This window comes from Cupriavidus pauculus (assembly GCF_008693385.1).
Lineage (GTDB): Bacteria > Pseudomonadota > Gammaproteobacteria > Burkholderiales > Burkholderiaceae > Cupriavidus > Cupriavidus pauculus_D.
This window is the reverse complement of record NZ_CP044067.1, coordinates 2877399-2894588: the sequence shown is the minus strand read 5'-3', so window position 1 is coordinate 2894588 and position 17190 is coordinate 2877399. Positions and strand designations below refer to the sequence as shown.

Genomic DNA, 17190 nt, shown 5'->3' with positions numbered 1-17190 from the left:
CATGAACGCGGCACCCCATGCCCCTCACACCCCTCATGCGCATACGACGGTAGCCAGCTACAACATCCACGGCGGTGTCGGCACCGACGGTCACTTCGTGCCGAACCGCATTGCCGACGTGCTGCAGGAACTGTCCGCCGATATCGTCGCGCTGCAGGAAGTGGAGACGCGCGCCACGGGCTTCGACATGTTGCAGTTTCTGTCGAAGCACAGCGGCCATCACGCGATTCCCGGCCCCACGCTCGTACGCGCGGACGGCGATTACGGCAATGCCCTGCTCACGCGCTATCCGCCACTGCGCGTGCGCCATATCGACCTCAGCGTAAAGGGCCGCGAACCGCGCGGCGCCATCGATGCACTGCTGTCGTGCCACACGGAAGACCCCGGCGAGGACGAACGCTTCACGCTGCGCGTGATTGCCACCCACCTCGGCCTGCGTCCAAGCGAACGCCGCTGGCAGGTGCAGCGCTTGCTCACCGCGCTCGCGGAAATGCCCGCGCAACCGACGCTGCTGCTCGGCGACGTCAACGAATGGTTTCTGTGGGGCCGCCCGTTGCGCTGGCTCCATGCGTACTTTCAGCGCACGCCGCATGTGTCGACGTTCCCGTCGCGCTGGCCGATGCTCGCGCTCGATCGCATCTGGACCTCGCCCCGCGCGCATCTCGTCTCCGTGAATCGTCATGCCACGCCGCTTGCCCGCGTGGCCTCCGATCACCTGCCGCTGCGCGCAGTGCTGCACCTGATCGCCGCGCCGCGCAACTAGTGCAACCCTGTAGCCGGCCCGTTGCGATGCCCCGTCGATGCATCCCTCGATGCGTCCTACGTCGCCTGCATTGCCGCGCTGCGCGCCGCAATACGGGTATTTCGCTAGGCGGTCACGCTTTGTCCGTCCATGGCCCGCTGCCTATACTGCCTTACGCAACGTGCGCGTCGCGAGTGGCCTGACGCGCGCGTCAGAATAGCCATTTCGAAAAAGATAGGGGACAGGTGGCAGCGTGTGCGGTTTGCGCGCTGTCGGGAGGTAACACATCGAGACGTGCCTGCCCTCGACAAAGGAAAGTGGAGACGGGATGACCAGTGAACAGTTCCTTGCCACCCAGGAAACCCGCAAACTGGGCTTGCGCGCCCTGCGCGCGGCATTGCTCCAGGTGCATAAGGAAGTCATCGGCTACGATCGTGGCCAATATGAACGCGTGCACGGTCCGATACCAGCCGGCCAGTTCGTGCAACTCGTCACGGAAGAGTCGTTCTTCCGCTGGCTCGATCCGTTGTCGCGGCTGATCATCGAGATCGACGAAGAACTCGAGGGCGTGGAGCATCACGACGACACGTGCCGCGCGGTAGCCGGCGCGGCGCAGAAGCTCTTCAGCGAACGTGGCGACGCGGGCTTTCGCAAACGCTATCAGGAAGCGCTGCAGGACGAGACCGCGGTGACCGTGGCACACGGACGCCTGATGTCCGTGATCGGGCAGCTGCGGCAGTTGCCCTGATCAATGCGCCTGGCCGGGCTTGCGCTTCTCCGGTTTGGGGGGCGCACGGTCCGGCTTCGGATCGACCGCAATCGGATCGCTCGCGGGAAACGTGTCTTCCAGCGCTTCGTCGAGCTCGTCCTCGAGCTTTGCGTCCTGATCGCGCTTGTCGGGCTTGTCAGTCGACTTGGCGGGCTTTCTGGCTTGGGTCATGGCGAACGATCTCCGGCGGACGGGCGTCCGTAATGCCGATGGTAGTGCCGACGCGAAAAGTCTGCCATTGAAGCGTCACCGTCCGCGACCGCCGCCGCCGCGCGACGCGCCGTACCCGCCCCGGTAGCCACCGCGATACCCGCCGCCATAGCCGCCACGGTATCCGCCGTGATAGCCGCCGTAGTACCCGCGCCCATACCCGCCGTAGTACCCGCGATAGCCGCCGTAGTACCCGTGGTAGCCGCCGCCCCACCCGAACCGCACGCTGCCGTAGTACGCGCCATAGCCGTAGCGCGGCCCGTACCAGTACGGGTAATAGGCCGGATACACGGGATAGGACGCGTAAGGGTATCCACCGTAGTAGGTGTAGGTCGTGCCGTAGCTGCCGTAATACCCCGATGGATAGCCCGCGGCGTCCACCGTGCCGGAAGACACGTACCCCGGATAGCTTCCGTAATAGCTGTTGTAGCCGTAGTAGTCCGGATAGGCGACGCAACCGCTCAGCATCAACGCGCCGCCGGCAGCCGTGACCCGCCACCATCCACGCATGTTTCGCATCGTCGCCTCCCACTGATGAACGCTCCCCAAAGGGGGTCCAGTGGGAGCGCCGGTGCCGCGCACCAACAAACGTTAGACAAGTAAGTTTCGTAGATATCCGATGTTCGGATGATTTATCTCAGAGCCCCTGCTCCACCATCTCCAGCAGCCGCTGGGACAGCGCATCGATCTGACTGGCCGGCCGGCCGTGCAGCGGACCGTCGAGCGCGAGCATGGCCAGCCCATGCACGGCCGCCCACGCCAGGTATTCGGCCCCGGGGCGACGATCGCTGGCCAGCAGTCCCGCCGTGACAAGGCCATCGAGCGCAGCCGATAGCAGCTGGAACGGGTTCAGCCCGCTGTTGCCCGCCTTCGCCGGGTCGGCCTCGTGCTCGACCTGCTGCACCTGCTCCCGCACCGAGAATGCCGTGCGGAACAATCCGGTCTCCCGCAATGCATAGCGCAGATAGCCGCGTCCCACGGCACGCAGTGTCGCGCGGGCGCGCGTGGCCGCATCGGCATCGGCCGGCACCGCGGCCAGATCGGCCGCCATGGCCGCTTCCATCTCCATCGCCAGCCGCGACAGCGCGGCCGCGCGCACGGCCTCCAGCAGGTCCTGCCGGTTCGCGAAGTGGCGATACGCGGCATTGGGTACGACCCCCGCGCGCCGTGTGGCCTCGCGCAGCACGATGGCATCGGGTCCGCCCGCCTGGGCGAGATCGATACCGGCCTCGAGCAGCGCGCGGCGCAGATCGCCGTGCCGGTAGGTGCTTCGGGTCGTGGGCACCGGCGGGGCTTCGGCCACCGTCGGGGTGTTGCGGGTCATGTCGCCTCCCATGCGAGCGCCATTTGTGACAATCAGGTTAATAGTAGACAGTGTACACAAGGGACGCCAGAAGCGTCGGATGGGACGCTCCATCGGGGCGGATGGACGGCGTCAGGGAGGGCGTCAAAGAGGGCGTCAGAGGATCGGTGCAAACAGCTTGGCGACGTGCATGGCGACGCGCAGCAGCGCGGGCGAGCCGAGAAATTCGTCGCGCCCCACGGGCCTGGCCTGCGCGAAATCGGCTTCGAGCATGCGCGCGACGTCGGCGGCAAACCCATGGTCCGCGGTCATCACCATCATTTCGAAGTTGAGCCGGAACGAGCGGTTGTCGAGGTTGGCCGTACCGACCGCCGCGGCCTCGTCATCGACGAGGATCACCTTCTGATGCAGGAAGCCCGGCTGATAACGGAAGATCTTCACGCCGGCGCAGATGGCCTGGTACGCGTAGATGGTGGAGGCGGCAAACACCACGAGGTGGTCGGGCCGCGCCGGAATGAGGATGCGCACGTCCACGCCGCGCAGCACCGCGAGCCGCAGCATCGCGAACACGGCCTCGTCGGGCACGAAGTACGGCGACGTGATCCACACCCGCTTGCGCGCGGACTGGATGGCCTCGACGAAGAACAGCGAGCACGTTTCCTGATTGTCGGCCGGACCGCTCGGCACGATCTGGCACAGCATGTTGCCCGCGGCCGCCGCCGGCGGCTGCAGCAGATGCGGAACCTCGCGCGCGGCCCAGTACCAGTCCTCAGCGAAGGCCATCTGCAGGCCGAGCACCGCCGCGCCGCGGATCTCGATATGGGTATCGCGCCACGGCGCGAGGGGCGGACGCGTGCCGAGGTATTCGTTGCCGACGTTATGGCCGCCCACGTACGCGCACGCGCCATCGACGACCACGAGCTTGCGATGATTGCGGAAGTTGAGCTGGAACCGGTTGACGAAACCGGGATGCGTGGAGAACGCCCGCGCTTCCACGCCGGCCTGCTGCAACTCGCGCACGTACGGCCGGCCCAGCGCATGGCAGCCGATGCTGTCGTAGAGGAAATAGACCTTGACGCCCGCGGCGGCGCGCGCGCACAGGCGACGATGGAGTTCGCGCCCGAGCGCGTCGTCATGCACGATGAAGAACTGCACCAGTACGACCTCGCGCGCGGCATCGATGGCCGCGAAGATCGCCGCGAAGGTATCGGCGCCATTCACGAGCAGCCGGACCGCATTGCCGGACACGCACGGCATGCCGGTCAGCCGCGGCAGCGCGCGCAGGCACAGCGGCTCGGGCTCCTGCACGATGCGCGCGCCGAACGCGTCGCGCTCGCGCACGCTCATGCCATGGCGGATCTCGCGCAGCCGGTCGTTGTTGAACCGCCGGGCGTTGACGTAGCCCGCGAACTGGCTGCGCCCGAAGATCAGGTAAGGAATCAGCGTGAAGTACGGCATCATCACGAGCGACCCCGCCCACGCGATCGCGCCCGGCGCGGTGCGCACCGTCATGACTGCATGCAGCGCCGCAACCACGCCCACGACGTGGAAGCCCGCGACGATCGCTGCAACGATGCTTGGACTCAACATAGGCGGAACATAGTCGGCAATCGCCATGACTGGCCGGGATTCGATGATCGCTATTCTGGCATAGGAAAAGCGCCGATTCCCACACGCCACGCATCAGCCCGCATCGAATCCTGCGAATTCAAAGAAGTACGACGTTCCGAGTCTGATCTCGGAAATTTCAGATTTACCTGATTGCTGGCATCCCGTGCGGTCGATAGTCTGCCTCGGAATCTTCTCACCCGCGCCCCAGTTCTCGTCGTCTTTCAAGAGATTTCCGCATGACCGCCTCCCCCAATATCGCATTGCTCACCAGCGGTGCATTCCACCCGGAAGCAATCGAGGCCCCGCTGTCGATGGCCGGTTTCCGCTGCAGCGTCTTCCAGACGGGCCGCGATCTGATTCACGGCATCAGCCACGACACCTATGACATGCTGCTGATCGACCGAGAGCTGCCGGACATTCCCGCCATCGACGTCATTCGCGCGGTGCGCGCCGCCCGCGCGCGGGACGTTCCCATCATGATGCTGTCCGAAGTCTCCAGCGACGATGCGCTGGTCGAAGCGCTCGATGCCGGCGCGGACGACTTCCTCGTGCAACCGGCTTCCGAGCGTGTGCTGCTGGCCCGCATCGCGGCGTTACGCCGCCGCGTGATGACCGCGAGCGGACGCATTGGCATGAGCGTGCGCGCGGGTCCGTACGAACTGAACAGCGCTGGCCGCTACGCACTGCTGCGCGGCAAGCGCATCGCGATGACGCCGAAGGAATCCGACCTCGCCACGCTGATGTTCGCGAACGCGGGCTGCATGCTCAGCAATAACCGGATCGAGCGCGTGGTCTGGGGACGGGAGTTGTCCCCGCTGTCGCGCGCACTGGCGCAACTGGTTTCGCGGATGCGCCGCACGCTGGCGCTGGGGCCCGAGAACGGCGTGACCGTCAGCGTGGTCTACGCGCAGGGTTACCGGCTGGACGTGCTCGACAACGCGCGGACCGAAGACGTGGCCGTGCCGGTCGTGCCCGCCGCGCCGCGCGATCCGTCGCAGGTCATGGCGCGCCACGTGCAGCAGTTGATGTCGGCCTGACCGGACCGAAGGGCGCCCTTGCCTCCCGTGGCATCGGGCCCACCGATGTAATAGCCCTGCGCGGCCGCGACACCGAGCTTGCGCACGGCAGCCAGCGCGGCGGCATCCTCGATGCCCTCCGCGATGACCTCGCCGCCGATGGCCCGCATCATCCTCAGCATCGCGCGCAGGATCTCCTTGCGCCGCGGGCATCCATCGATCCCACGCACCAGCGACTTGTCGATCTTGACGAACTGCGGGCTCAGCGCCACGAGCAGGTCGAGGTTCGCGTGGCCCGTGCCGAAATCGTCGAGCGCGTATTGCAGGCCGCGCTCGGTCAGCGATGCCATCGCGCGCGCGAACGACGCCATATCGCCCGTCGCGGTCTGCTCCGTGATCTCGATCACGATGCGCTCGGGCGCGACGGGCTCTCCGCAGACGGTCAGCAGATCGGTCATGCCCTCTCCCGCACCGCACAACAATGTCCGTAATGTCTGCGCGCTGAAGTTGAGAAACAGCTTGCCCGGCAGCGCGAGCGCGCTCCAGGTGGCCAGCGCCACGCGCGCCGCCTCGCATTCGAGCGCGAACGCCGCGCCGATTTCGCGCGCATGGCAGAACAGGGCGTCAGGCTGGGCGAGCGGCGAGCCGGCGGGGCCGCGGATCAGCGCCTCGTAGCCGAGGATGGCATCTCCATGGAGCCGGACGATCGGCTGGAACACCGCATGGAGCGGTGGAAAACCTGCGGTATTGCGTGGCATGGCAGTCCGGCATTTATCGAAAAATCTGGCACGCCATTTCATGACCGCGACATGACCCCGGTATGACAAACGCAGGAATACAAACACAAGCGTTGCTGCGGACATCTTCCGCGTATATCGATATGCGCCGCATGGCGGATCGCATTATTAGTAAAGACCCTGAGCACGTCGCGTCAACCGATGGCGCGGCCGGGCCGTTTCGGGTGACATTGGGTGGGCATCCGCACCCCCACCCGCAAGTCGAAGGGCGCCTGATATCGCAGTTGTGTCGGGGCGAAACAAATGACATTGCGGGGTAACCGGGATTTACGTCTTCCATTACCAAGTTACAGAACTGTTGCACTTGGACGCGCGCCACGGCGCGCCGGATGCGGGAATGCCGGTTACGCTTGACTCATCGCAACACGAAAGACCACACAGGGAAATCATGTCTGAACGCCTCATCATGCTGGACGTCCCCGGCGTCCTGTACTCGGCCCGCTCGGCGGCACGCCTGGGCGGCATGCCCAACACCGGGACGCTGCGCGACGTGAGGTACTTCGACCCCATCGCGCTTGGCTTCCTGCGCCGACTGTTCGGTATCGCCGGCGCCCGTGTGGTCGTCTCCGATGCCTGGCGCCGGGGCACGCCCGCCGCGATCCTGCAGCAGCTGGACCTGCAGATCGAAGGCATGACTCCGCGTGTGGAAGGCGGCCATGGCGCCGAGATCGATGCCTACTTCGACGCCGAGACCGGCGAGCGCGCCGTCCCCTCGGCATGGGTCATCCTCTCGACCGCCGCACCGGAGTCGATGTCCGCGGCGCAACGCGAGCATCTGGTCAGCGTCGATCCGTCCGAAGGCCTGACCGTCGAGAACTTCCGCCAGGCGCTGGACATCCTCGGCGTCGCCTGCCCGTCCACGGTCACCCCCGATTCGCGCGTCGATGCGGATCTGCGCGCCAAGCTGCGTCATCTGCAGCAACTGGCGCGCGTGGCGCCGTCGCGCTTCACCCCGGCCACGAACGACGAGGCGCGCACCGCCGTCGCGCACTGATCCGACGGGCTGTCGGCGGTCCGCCTCCGGCGGGCCGCATCGCGCTGTACCCCGCAAACGGGCGACGATTCTTCGTCGCCCGTTTGCATTTGGGCGTTCATGCGCTGCCGCGCAAGTTCTGCATAGCAGAATTCCGATTCCACGGTGCAGTTGACAGGACCGCGCGGTTGATGGGACCATTCCCGCCATCGATGCCCGGCGGACACACGCCGCGCACAGCAATCGGAGACCTGCATGCGCAGCCACGCATCCCCTGCCGCCGCCCCGGACGCGGCCTCGCCATCATCGTTCGTTCCCCCGTTCAATCGTCTGCACGAAGCCATTGCGCCGTGGGCCGCCAGCGACCCCGACCGTATCGCGATCATGGACGCACACCGCGCCCTGCGCTTTGGCGAGCTCGGTGCCGCAGTGCAGCAAACCGCGCGCACGCTCGCGAGCCTCGGCGTGCAGGGCGGCGACCGTGTTGTCGTCGTGACCGAGAACAGCGTCGGCTGCGCGGTCATCCTGCTGGCGCTGAGCCAGCTCGACGCGTGGTCGGTGCCCGTCAATGCCCGGCTCTCGCCGCGCGAGGTCGGCAATATCGTCGAGCACGCCGATGCGCGGCTGACGCTCTATCTCGATAGCGACTTCCCCGAAGCGCGCGAACACGGCCTCTCGCGCAACGCGCAATGGGCCGAATGGCCCCACGTGGGCCGGCTGCTGATCGGCCCGCTCAACGCGGGCGCCGCGCGAGAGCCGGTGTCGGAAGCCGCGGCCGACCAGGTGGCCGCACTGATCTACACGACCGGCACGACCGGCGCGTCCAAGGCCGTGATGCTCACGCACGCGAACCTGATGTTCATCGGCTATTCCAACCGCATGCAGGCGCGCGTGCAGGCGGGCGACCGCGTCTATGGCGTGCTGCCGATCTCGCACGTCTATGGACTGTCCGTGCTGCTGGTGGGACCGATATCGAACGGCGCCTCGGTCTACTACGAACCGCGTTTCCGCCCGGAGCAACTCGCGCGCATGCTGCGCGAAGCGTCGCTGACCGTGCTGCACGGCGTGCCCGCGATGTATGCCAAGACGATCGAATGGAGCCGCGCGAACGGCCAGTCCCTTCGCACGCCGTCGCTGCGCATCGCCCAGTGCGGCGGCGCGCCGCTGACGGCCACGCTCAAGGCCGGCTTCGAGGAAACGTTCGGTATTCCGCTGCAGAACGGCTACGGCATGACCGAAACCTCGCCCACCGTGTGCCAGACGCGCGTGGAGTCCCCGCGCAACGACTGCTCGGTGGGCCCCGCGGTACCGCACGTGGAACTGCGCCTCGGCAACGTGCAGGCCGATGGCAGCGGCGAACTGCTGGTGCGCGGCCCCAACGTGATGAAAGGCTACTATCGCCGCCCCGACCTGACCGCCGCCGCCATCGATGCGGACGGCTGGCTGCATACGGGCGACCTCGCGCGCATCGACCCCGACGGCGCGGTGTCGATCGTCGGCCGCGCGAAAGAGATCATCATCCATTCGGGCTTCAACGTGTATCCCGAAGAAGTCGAGCAGTCGATCAACGCGCATCCGGCCGTGCTCCAGTCGGCCGTGGTGGGGCGCGCCGTGGAAGGCAACGAGGAGGTCATCGCCTTTATCGAGGTGCGCGCGGGCATGACCCTCGATCAGGCAGAGCTGCGCACGTTCCTGCGCGAACGGCTGTCGCCGTACAAGCTGCCCGCGGAAATTCGCGTGATGGCGCAATTGCCGGCCGCGCCGTCGGGCAAGATCCTGAAGGCGAAGCTGCGCGAGGCGCTTGGCGATACCACCACGAGGACGACAGCATGAACGCCATCGACAGCAATGCGGACCGGCCCCGCGAGGGCACGCGCAAGGAAGACCGGCACTTTGTCACCGCACTCGCGCGTGGGCTCGACGTGCTCGCGTGCTTTCGCGCGTTCGACGTGGAGCTTGGCAATGCGGAGCTCGCGCAGCGCTGCGGGCTGCCCAAGTCCACGATCTCGCGCCTCACGCATACGCTCACCGAGCTTGGCTATCTGCAGGCGCTGACCGATCCCGTGCGCTACCGGCTTGGCAGTTCCGCGCTGGGCATGGCGCCGGTCGCGCGCGAAGGCACCGATGTGCTGTCCGTGGTGCGTCCGTTCATGCAGGAGCTGGCGGATCTGTCGCAGGGCGTGGCGTCGCTGATCGTGCGCGATCGCGGCCGCATGCTGATCTACGAGAACTGCCATGCGGAGTCCTATCTGACGCTGCGCGTGAACGTGGGGAGCCGCGTGTCGGGCCTGACCACGGCCGCGGGCCGCGCCTATCTGATGGCGCTCACGCCGGTCGAGCAGCGGCAGGCGCTGGCCGCGTTCCGCGCGGACGATCGCGCGAGCGCCGCGCAGGCCGACGACGTGCTCGTGCGCGCGCGGGAAGAGAAACAGCGGCTCGGGTGCACGACGTCGTTCGGCGAATGGCTGCCCGATATCAACTCAATCGCACTGGCCTTCCGGCCGGGGCCGTCGCTGCCGCCGATGACGCTGAGCTGCAGCGGCCCGAATGCGATCGTGCCGCCCGCGCATCTGCTGGACGCGGTGCGGCCGCATCTGCACGATCGCATCGGCCGGATCGAGGCCGCGCTCGGGACGCGATAGGGACCCGATCGGGACGCGACAGGGCCGGGTATCATCCCCTACTGCAAACCTCTGCGCCACGGACGCTATCATGCCGCACCTCGTTATCGAACTCACCGAGAACACCCGCCTCAACTGCTCGCAGGAAGAGCTGCTCGACGAAGCCAACGCGGCGCTGCTCGCCAGTGGCCAATTCGAGGAACCGGACATCAAGTCGCGCTGCATCACGCTGGACGTGTACCGCCAGGGCACCGATGTGGCCGATCGCGCGTTCGTGCATGCCACCCTCTCCGTCCTCGACGGCCGCGACCAGGCCACGCGCCGGCAACTGGGCCAGATCGTCTGCGACGCCATCGCCGAAGCGATCCGCACGGGCGATGGCCAGAGCGTGCAGGTCAGCGTGAACGTGGTCGAGATGGCGCGCGCGATCTACGCCAAGACCGTCATCGGCGCGTAACCGCCAACGCGCGATCGGCCGGGGCATGGCGATCGAACTTCGACCCCTCGAAATTGCAGAGATAGGTCATCACCATATCGCACACGTGCCGCAGCCGGGCCTCGACGCGCTCTTTGGCGCCGAGGTCCACGTCGAGCACGAACGACAGCGTGTAGCGGTTCGAGATGGAATACGAGCCGAGGCCCGAGATCGACACGTAGAGATCGACCCAGTCCGCATCGGGACGAAACAAGCCCTGCGCCTTGCCGCGCTCGAGGATCTGCGCGAGCGCGCTCCGCAGCGGATTGAACATCGCCGGTATCACCTTCGACTTGCGGATGTGCTCGGCCTTGTACAGGTTCTCCGTACTCAGCAGCTGGATAAACTCGGGATGGTCGATGAAATGGCGGATCGTCTGGACGATCAGCGTCCGCATGTCTTCCACGGGATGGTCGCCGAGCTCGCCGAACTGATTCTGCCGCTCGCGCATCGCCGAATACGCGCGCTCCATGACCTCGATAAAGAGCGCCTCCTTGCTTTCGAAGTAGTGATAGACGAGGTTTTTGCTGATCTTGCTGCGCGCCACGATGCTGTCCACGCGCGCGCCGTCGTAGCCCTTCGACGCGAACTCCTTTGCCGCCATCTGCAGGATCTTCTCCCGCGTGGCCGCCGCGTCGCGCGGTTTGGGTTTTCCGCCTGCCTGTCCGCTAGTTCTCGTTGCTGGCATATGCCTTGCCTTTCCCTTCGCTCGTTGTAGTGCCGGTCGCCATGCTGGTGCAAACCTAACCAGTTAGTTAGTTTACACGGCTTTGGCTGCACTGCAAGGATGCCAGTAACCCGCCACTGGAGCCGGTTTCCGCGCCATCGTGGTGCTCCGTAGAAACCCGGGTTGGCATCTCGCATTTCGCCCTCTATTGTACTGACTAGTTAGTTAATAACGGGGTGCCGGCACCGGTCGTCGGGATCTCCTTTCCCTTGGAGTTGGACAATGCAATCAGGCAGCAGCGCTGGCGCCCGGGTCGGGTGCGACATCGGCGGGACCTTTACGGACATCGTTCTGGCATTGCCGGACGGCCGGCTCTTCGTGAACAAGACGTCCACCACCCCGCACGACCTCGGCGAGGCGATCGTCACCGGGCTCAAGGCGTTGATCGAGCAGTCGGGCATCGCGCCGGGCGACATCACCGAGATCGTCCACGGCACCACTACCGCCTCCAATACGATCCTGCAGAAGGTCGGCGCGCGCACCGGCGTGCTGACCACGGCCGGCTTCCGCGACATTCTCGAGATCGGCCGCATCCGTACCCCCACGATGTTCGACCTCGGCTGGCAGAAGCCGCAGCCCCTCGCCGCGCGGCGATATCGCCGCGGCGTCACGGAGCGCATCGATGCGCGCGGCAATATCGTCGTGCCGCTGAATATCGACGAAGTGCTCACCATTGCGCGCGGCCTCGTCGAGGAAGGCGTGGAAGCGCTCGCGGTCTGTTTCCTCAACAGCTATATCAACCCGGTGCACGAGCTGGAGACGAAGGCGCGCCTCGAACGGGAGTTTCCGGGCCTGCTCGTCACCGCGTCGTGCGACGTGCTGCCCGAGATCAAGGAGTACGAGCGCACGAGCACCACGGTGGTCAACGCCTACATCCTTCCGGCCATGCGCACGTATCTGCGCCGCCTGAAAGCCGATCTCGGCCGCATGGGCGTGACCGCATCCCTGCAGGTCATGGCCTCCAACGGCGGCATGATGGGCGTCGATAGCGCCAGCGACAAGCCCGTGTTCGCGGTGGCCTCCGGCCCGGCGGGTGGCGTGGCCGGCGCGGCCCAGATCGGCGCGCTCAGCGGCGGCAGCGATCTGATCGTATTCGACATGGGCGGCACGACCGCCAAGGCATCGATCATTACCGGCGGCGTGCCGTCGCTGACGAACGAATACGAATTCCGCGACGGGATCAGCGCGCCGAGCCGCTTCGTCAAGGGCGGTGGCTATGTGCTCAAGGTGCCGGCCATCGATATCGCGGAAGTCGGCGCGGGTGGCGGGTCGCTGGCCGGCATCGACGCGGGCGGCCTGCTCTGTGTCGGTCCCGAATCGGCCGGCGCGAATCCGGGACCCGCGTGCTATGGGCGCGGCAACGGCCGACCGACCGTGACCGACGCGAACATGGCACTGGGCTTTCTGAACCCCGTCGCGCTCGCGGGCGGCAGCCTGCAGGTCGATCCGGAACAGTCGCGGCGCGCGATCGATACGCATATCGGCGAGCCGCTCGGCCTGGACACGCTGGCCGCCGCGCACGGCATCCGCCATGTGGCCAACGTCAGCATGGCGCGCGCGCTGCGCGCCGTCACGGTCGAACGCGGCCGCGACCCGCGCGATATGACGATGATCGCCTTCGGCGGCGGCGGTCCGCTCCATGCGGTGGATGTGGCCCGACTGCTGGGCATCCGCCGCGTGATCGCGCCCGTGATGGCCGGCGTATTCTGCTCGGCCGGTATGCTCGGCGCCGACGCGGAGCACAACTTCGTCAAGGCCGTGCTGCGCCCGCTCGCGGACTGCGACGCGACCATCATCGGCACGGCCATCGAAGCACTGCGCGTGCAGGGGCTATCGGTGCTCGCGCAGGAGGGCTATCCGGCGGATGCCGTGGAGATCGCCGTGGGGCTGGACCTGCGCTACCTGGGCCAGAGTTCGGAGCTGACCATCCCGCTGCGCGTGGGCGCCGGCCAGACGATCGACGCCACCGCCATGGCCGCGCTGATCGAGGACTTCGCCAGCCAGTACCGGCAGACGTTCGGCTACAGCAACGACGAACCGCTGGAACTCGTCAACGTGCGCCTGAGCGCGTACGGCCGCAGCGACCAGCGACTGAAGTTCAACGATATCCGCGTCGATGCCAGTGCGCTGCAGGGTGTCACGGGTACGCGCCAGGTCAGCTTCGAGCGCGACCAGCCGCCGTGCGAAACGCAACTGGTGCCGCGCGCGGCCATCTCCGAGGTGCCGCGCCACGGCCCGCTGATCATCGAGTCCTACGACACCACGATCGTCGTCCCGCCCGGCGCCTCCGCTCGCGCGGACAAGATCGGCAACATCATCATCGACATCGCCCAGGAGCAAGCATGAATCCCCCGACCCAGTTCGACCCCGTGACCTTCGCGGTCGTCAAGAACGCGATGGATGCCATCGTGGACGAGGTCGCCTACACGGTGATCCGGACCGCGCGCTCGGAGATCGTCAAGGACGTGATGGATTACTCCGCCGCGATCTGCGACCGCCATGGCCGCATGGTCGCGCAGGCCAAGACCATCGCGTTGCACCTTGGCGCGATTCCCGAAGCGATGGCCGCCGTGCGGCAACGCTACGGCGATACGCTGCAGCCCGGCGATGCGATCGTCGTGAACGATCCTTACGAGGGTGGCATGCATCTGCCGGACATCTTCATGTTCGTGCCGTTCTTCTATCGTGGCGAGCTCGAGGGCTATTGCGTGGTGATCTGTCACCACACCGACGTCGGCGGCCGCGTGCCGGGATCGAACGCGAGCGATTCCACGGAAATCTACCAGGAAGGCCTGCGCATCCCCGTGCTCAAGCTTTATGAAGCGGGCAAGGTCAACGAGACGCTCGAGCGCATCATCGCGCAGAACGTCCGCGTGCCCGACCGCGTGCTCGGCGACCTCAAGGCGCAATACGCGGCCTCGCAGATCGGCGTGCGCGAGCTCACCGCGCTGTTCGACCGCTATGGCCGCGACGATTCCCGCGCCTACCTCAACGAACTGCTCGACTACGCGGAGCGCCTCACGCGCGAGGAGATTCGCAAATGGCCGAAGGGCACGTTCCGCTTCGTCGACTACATCGACGACGACGGCATCTCGCCCGAGCCGATCCGCATCGAAGTGGCCCTGACCGTGCACGACGATCACGTGTCGGCGGACTACACGGGCTCCGCACCGCAGGTGCGCGCGGCGATCAACTCGACGCTGTCTTACACCAAGTCCTGCACGTACCTCAGCGTGCGCTGCGCGCTGCTCGGCGACGTGCCGAACAATGCGGGCGTGTTCCGCTGCATCGACGTGCACGTGCCCGAAGGCTCGGTGCTCAATCCCCTGCCCCCGAGCGCCGTGGCGGCGCGCGCCCTGACCGGCTACCGCGTGTTCGATGCGATGCTTGGCGCGCTCGCGCAAGTGGTACCGCACCGCATTCCGGCCGCGGGCGAAGGTGGGAATACGGTCGTCTGCCTGTCCGGCAAGAGCGACGAAGGCAAGCCCTACATCATCGTCGATATGATCTGCGGCGCATGGGGCGGCCGCCCCGCGAGCGATGGCATCGAGGCCATCACCAACGCATCGCAGAACCTGTCGAATACGCCCGTGGAGACGCTGGAAGCTCAGCATCCCGTGCGCGTGGAGGCATACGAGCTGGTCGAAGACTCGTGCGGCGCCGGCCAGTACCGCGGCGGGCTCGGCATTCGCCGCAGCTATCGCGTGCTCGCGCCGGACGCACAGCTCCAGCTGCGTGCGGACCGCATGAAGTTCTCGCCGTATGGCCTTGCCGGCGGCGAACCGTCGAGCCCGGCCCGCAATCTGCTCCAGCACGGCGACACGGTGACCGACCTGCCGAGCAAGGTCGGCATGACGATCGCGCGCAACGACGTGGTGACGCATATCCAGCCCGGCGGCGGTGGCTTTGGCGATCCCATGGCGCGCGATCTCGACCGGATTCGCGAGGACGTGTGGAACCACAAGCTGTCCGCCGAATACGTGCGCGAGCACTACAAGGTCGTGGTCGATCCGCACACCGGCGAGGTGGACCGCGCCGCCAGCGAGGCGCTTCGCCGCGGCGCACTGGCGCAAGCCGCCTAGCCGCCCGGACATCCCGCCGCCACACAGGTACCCACAGATCTCCCCACACATGCCCCACGAGGATTACAAGATGCGTTCTTCGTTCGTCATTCAGCTCCGCCGCGCGATCGTCGCCGCCTCCGCCCTCGCCGCCTTTGCGGCGACGAGCGCGCAGGCAGCCGCTGAAAAGCTGCTGGTACGGATGGACTATTCAGCGTGGGGCATGCATGCCGCCATGCATCTGGCCAAGCAGAAGGGATGGTTTCAGGAAGCCGGCCTCGACGTCGAGATCCAGGACGGCACCGGCACCATCAACACGCTGCAGCTTCTGGCGGCCGGGCAGGCCGATGTCGGTCAGGTGCAACTCGGCACGATGGCCATCGCCAGGGAGAACGGGCTGGACCTCGTGTCCATCGCCGGTTTCGCGCGCAAGGGCGACCTCGCGGTGCTCGTCGACGAGAAGCTCGACGTCAAGTCGGCCGCCGATCTCGTGGGCAAGAAGCTCGTGTGCTTCACCACCAGCCCATGGGCGCCGTTCATCGATCCGTATCTGAAGGCGATCAACGTGCCGAAGTCGAAGACCAATGTCGTGATGGTGTCGCCGAGCGCGATGATCTCGACCTATGCATCGGGCAATAGCGATGGCTTCCTCTCGCAGGCGCCGTTCGGCCAGCCGATGGTTGCCAAGGTGCGGCCCGCCAAGGTGTTCCTGCTCGCGGACAGCGGCATCAACTTTCCGAGCTACGGCCTCGTCACGACGCCGAAGAAGCTCGCCGAGCGCGGCGAGGCGATTCGCAAGCTGACGCAGATACAGGTAAAGGCGTGGGAGTACATCTATGCCGGCCACGAGGACGAAGGGGTGGCCGCCATCGTGGCGCAACGGCCCAACGCGAAGCTCGATCCGCAGGTGCTGAAGGCGCAGGTCGTCGCCTATCGTCAGTTCTTCGAGAGCCCGAGCCAGAAGGCGGCCCCGATCGGCAGGCAGAACGACGCCGACTGGGTCGCCGCGATCCAGTCGATGGAGCGCGTGGGCGCCATCAAGCCCGGCCGCAAGCCGTCCGACTATTACACCAACGCCATGCTGGCGAACTAGCGCGACGGAGGACGAACATGTCGGCATTCCTGCAGATTGGCCAACTCAACAAGATCTATCGCTCGCAGCGCGACCCCCTCTATGCGCTCAAGGATGTGAGCCTCGATATCGAGGAAGGCGAGTTCGTGAGCATTGTCGGCCCCAGCGGCTGCGGCAAGAGCACCCTGCTGAAGTGCGTGGCCGGACTGGAGCCGATCTCCAGCGGCCATCTCGCGCTTCAGGGCGACCCGATCTCGGGCCCGCCCTCCAATATGGGCGTGGTCTTCCAGCGCGACCTGCTGCTCGACTGGCGCACGATCCTCGACAATGTGCTGATCGCCGCCGAGTTCCATGACCTGAGCCGCGGCGACTACGAGGAGCGCGCGCGAGCGGTGCTGAATCTCTTCGGCCTGGGATCGTTCGCCAACCGCTATCCATGGGAGCTGTCGGGTGGCATGCGGCAGCGCGCGTCGATCTGCCGCGCACTACTCGTCGATCCACAGCTGCTGCTGATGGACGAACCGTTCGGCGCGCTGGATCCGTTCACGCGCGACGAACTGAACGTGGAACTCCAGCGTACGTGGATGGATACGGGCAAGACCGTGCTGTTCATCACGCATTCGATCTCGGAGGCGGTTTTTCTCAGCGACCGCGTCGTCGTGATGTCGCGCAATCCCGGCGGCGTCGCGGACGTCATTCCGATCGAGCTGGATCGGCCACGCGGTCTTGCCGTGCGGGAAACGAAGGCGTTTGCCGATTACGTGTCGCAGATTCGCGGGATCTTTCGCGACCTCGGCATCTACAAGGGGTAAT

At 66.4% G+C, this 17190-nt stretch carries 17 protein-coding genes and 1 pseudogene; 11 read left to right on the top strand and 7 right to left on the bottom strand.

The genetic code is table 11. The features are described 5' to 3' along the window. Nucleotide 1: 1 nt before the first annotated feature. Together FOB72_RS31250 and FOB72_RS31245 are read left to right on the top strand one after the other, a co-directional pair. Nucleotides 2–763: an endonuclease/exonuclease/phosphatase family protein gene (locus tag FOB72_RS31250; RefSeq protein ID WP_150377081.1), complete on the top strand. Its 762-nt coding sequence runs from the start codon at nucleotides 2–4 to the stop codon at nucleotides 761–763. A gap of 307 nt (nucleotides 764–1070) precedes the next feature. Continuing rightward, nucleotides 1071–1490: a hypothetical protein gene (locus FOB72_RS31245; protein WP_150377080.1), complete on the top strand. Its 420-nt coding sequence runs from the start codon at nucleotides 1071–1073 to the stop codon at nucleotides 1488–1490. Here the strand turns inward: FOB72_RS31245 and FOB72_RS31240 are convergent, their stop codons facing one another. The 5 genes from FOB72_RS31240 to FOB72_RS32360 form a co-directional block, all read right to left on the bottom strand. Then, the gene (locus tag FOB72_RS31240; RefSeq protein ID WP_150377079.1) at nucleotides 1491–1682 is read right to left on the bottom strand and encodes a hypothetical protein; all 192 of its coding nucleotides are present in this window, start codon (nucleotides 1680–1682) and stop codon (nucleotides 1491–1493) included. A 75-nt stretch (nucleotides 1683–1757) separates the two neighbouring features. Further along, nucleotides 1758–2240: a hypothetical protein gene (locus FOB72_RS31235; protein ID WP_223851660.1), complete on the bottom strand. Its 483-nt coding sequence runs from the start codon at nucleotides 2238–2240 to the stop codon at nucleotides 1758–1760. A gap of 118 nt (nucleotides 2241–2358) precedes the next feature. Continuing rightward, the gene (locus FOB72_RS31230; protein ID WP_150377078.1) at nucleotides 2359–3045 is read right to left on the bottom strand and encodes a TetR/AcrR family transcriptional regulator; all 687 of its coding nucleotides are present in this window, start codon (nucleotides 3043–3045) and stop codon (nucleotides 2359–2361) included. A gap of 135 nt (nucleotides 3046–3180) precedes the next feature. Beyond that, on the bottom strand, nucleotides 3181–4614 hold the full coding sequence (cls, locus tag FOB72_RS31225; RefSeq protein WP_150377077.1) for a cardiolipin synthase: 1434 nt from the start codon (nucleotides 4612–4614) through the stop codon (nucleotides 3181–3183). A 93-nt stretch (nucleotides 4615–4707) separates the two neighbouring features. Next, entirely contained in the window at nucleotides 4708–4860 is a 153-nt protein-coding gene (locus FOB72_RS32360; RefSeq protein WP_191002321.1) for a hypothetical protein, read from the bottom strand. Nucleotides 4861–4871: 11 nt separating this feature from the next. Here FOB72_RS32360 and FOB72_RS32750 point away from each other — a divergent pair, with 11 nt between their 5' ends. Beyond that, nucleotides 4872–5672, top strand: coding sequence for a response regulator transcription factor (locus FOB72_RS32750; protein ID WP_150377076.1), 801 nt, complete (start codon nucleotides 4872–4874; stop codon nucleotides 5670–5672). A 47-nt stretch (nucleotides 5673–5719) separates the two neighbouring features. Here the strand turns inward: FOB72_RS32750 and FOB72_RS31215 are convergent. Beyond that, nucleotides 5720–6409: pseudogene (locus FOB72_RS31215) on the bottom strand (EAL domain-containing protein); the annotation flags it as partial. Between the two features lie 427 nt (nucleotides 6410–6836). Between FOB72_RS31215 and FOB72_RS31210 the strand changes: the two are divergent. From FOB72_RS31210 to FOB72_RS31195, 4 genes are all read left to right on the top strand, one after another. Then, a complete protein-coding gene (locus FOB72_RS31210; RefSeq protein ID WP_150377074.1) occupies nucleotides 6837–7442 on the top strand; it encodes an HAD domain-containing protein in 606 nt (201 codons plus the stop codon). A gap of 234 nt (nucleotides 7443–7676) precedes the next feature. Continuing rightward, entirely contained in the window at nucleotides 7677–9254 is a 1578-nt protein-coding gene (locus tag FOB72_RS31205) for a class I adenylate-forming enzyme family protein (RefSeq protein ID WP_150377073.1), read from the top strand. Next, the gene (locus tag FOB72_RS31200) at nucleotides 9251–10063 is read left to right on the top strand and encodes an IclR family transcriptional regulator (RefSeq protein WP_150377072.1); all 813 of its coding nucleotides are present in this window, start codon (nucleotides 9251–9253) and stop codon (nucleotides 10061–10063) included. Before FOB72_RS31205 ends, FOB72_RS31200 begins: the two co-directional genes overlap by 4 nt. A gap of 70 nt (nucleotides 10064–10133) precedes the next feature. Continuing rightward, nucleotides 10134–10499, top strand: coding sequence for a 5-carboxymethyl-2-hydroxymuconate Delta-isomerase (locus tag FOB72_RS31195; protein WP_150377071.1), 366 nt, complete (start codon nucleotides 10134–10136; stop codon nucleotides 10497–10499). Here FOB72_RS31195 and FOB72_RS31190 read toward each other — a convergent pair. Beyond that, entirely contained in the window at nucleotides 10486–11205 is a 720-nt protein-coding gene (locus FOB72_RS31190) for a TetR/AcrR family transcriptional regulator (RefSeq protein ID WP_150377070.1), read from the bottom strand. The genes FOB72_RS31195 and FOB72_RS31190 overlap by 14 nt on opposite strands. Before the next feature lie 261 nt (nucleotides 11206–11466). Between FOB72_RS31190 and FOB72_RS31185 the strand changes: the two genes are divergently transcribed. The 4 genes from FOB72_RS31185 (at nucleotide 11467) to FOB72_RS31170 (ending at nucleotide 17189) form a co-directional block, all read left to right on the top strand. Then, a complete protein-coding gene (locus tag FOB72_RS31185) occupies nucleotides 11467–13590 on the top strand; it encodes a hydantoinase/oxoprolinase family protein (protein WP_150377069.1) in 2124 nt (707 codons plus the stop codon). Next, nucleotides 13587–15326 (top strand): hydantoinase B/oxoprolinase family protein, encoded by a 1740-nt coding sequence (locus FOB72_RS31180; RefSeq protein WP_150377068.1) that lies wholly within the window; start codon nucleotides 13587–13589, stop codon nucleotides 15324–15326. Before FOB72_RS31185 ends, FOB72_RS31180 begins: the two co-directional genes overlap by 4 nt. A gap of 70 nt (nucleotides 15327–15396) precedes the next feature. Then, complete coding sequence (locus FOB72_RS31175; RefSeq protein ID WP_223851659.1) at nucleotides 15397–16398, top strand: ABC transporter substrate-binding protein; 1002 nt, start codon at nucleotides 15397–15399, stop codon at nucleotides 16396–16398. A gap of 17 nt (nucleotides 16399–16415) precedes the next feature. Next, nucleotides 16416–17189, top strand: coding sequence for an ABC transporter ATP-binding protein (locus tag FOB72_RS31170; RefSeq protein ID WP_150377067.1), 774 nt, complete (start codon nucleotides 16416–16418; stop codon nucleotides 17187–17189). The last annotated feature ends 1 nt before the right edge of the window (nucleotide 17190 follow it).

Bases quoted from the DNA above. Each gene is read 5' to 3' on its own strand.
- cls (WP_150377077.1), bottom strand. From the start codon at position 4,614: ATGTTGAGTCCAAGCATCGTTGCAGCGATCGTCGCGGGCTTCCACGTC.
- FOB72_RS31240 (WP_150377079.1), bottom strand. From the start codon at position 1,682: ATGACCCAAGCCAGAAAGCCCGCCAAGTCGACTGACAAGCCCGACAAG.
- FOB72_RS31175 (WP_223851659.1), top strand. From the start codon at position 15,397: ATGCGTTCTTCGTTCGTCATTCAGCTCCGCCGCGCGATCGTCGCCGCC.
- FOB72_RS31235 (WP_223851660.1), bottom strand. From the start codon at position 2,240: ATGCGAAACATGCGTGGATGGTGGCGGGTCACGGCTGCCGGCGGCGCG.
- FOB72_RS31245 (WP_150377080.1), top strand. From the start codon at position 1,071: ATGACCAGTGAACAGTTCCTTGCCACCCAGGAAACCCGCAAACTGGGC.
- FOB72_RS31200 (WP_150377072.1), top strand. From the start codon at position 9,251: ATGAACGCCATCGACAGCAATGCGGACCGGCCCCGCGAGGGCACGCGC.
- FOB72_RS31170 (WP_150377067.1), top strand. From the start codon at position 16,416: ATGTCGGCATTCCTGCAGATTGGCCAACTCAACAAGATCTATCGCTCG.
- FOB72_RS31190 (WP_150377070.1), bottom strand. From the start codon at position 11,205: ATGCCAGCAACGAGAACTAGCGGACAGGCAGGCGGAAAACCCAAACCG.
- FOB72_RS31205 (WP_150377073.1), top strand. From the start codon at position 7,677: ATGCGCAGCCACGCATCCCCTGCCGCCGCCCCGGACGCGGCCTCGCCA.
- FOB72_RS31195 (WP_150377071.1), top strand. From the start codon at position 10,134: ATGCCGCACCTCGTTATCGAACTCACCGAGAACACCCGCCTCAACTGC.
- FOB72_RS31250 (WP_150377081.1), top strand. From the start codon at position 2: ATGAACGCGGCACCCCATGCCCCTCACACCCCTCATGCGCATACGACG.
- FOB72_RS31180 (WP_150377068.1), top strand. From the start codon at position 13,587: ATGAATCCCCCGACCCAGTTCGACCCCGTGACCTTCGCGGTCGTCAAG.
- FOB72_RS31230 (WP_150377078.1), bottom strand. From the start codon at position 3,045: ATGACCCGCAACACCCCGACGGTGGCCGAAGCCCCGCCGGTGCCCACG.
- FOB72_RS31210 (WP_150377074.1), top strand. From the start codon at position 6,837: ATGTCTGAACGCCTCATCATGCTGGACGTCCCCGGCGTCCTGTACTCG.
- FOB72_RS31185 (WP_150377069.1), top strand. From the start codon at position 11,467: ATGCAATCAGGCAGCAGCGCTGGCGCCCGGGTCGGGTGCGACATCGGC.
- FOB72_RS32750 (WP_150377076.1), top strand. From the start codon at position 4,872: ATGACCGCCTCCCCCAATATCGCATTGCTCACCAGCGGTGCATTCCAC.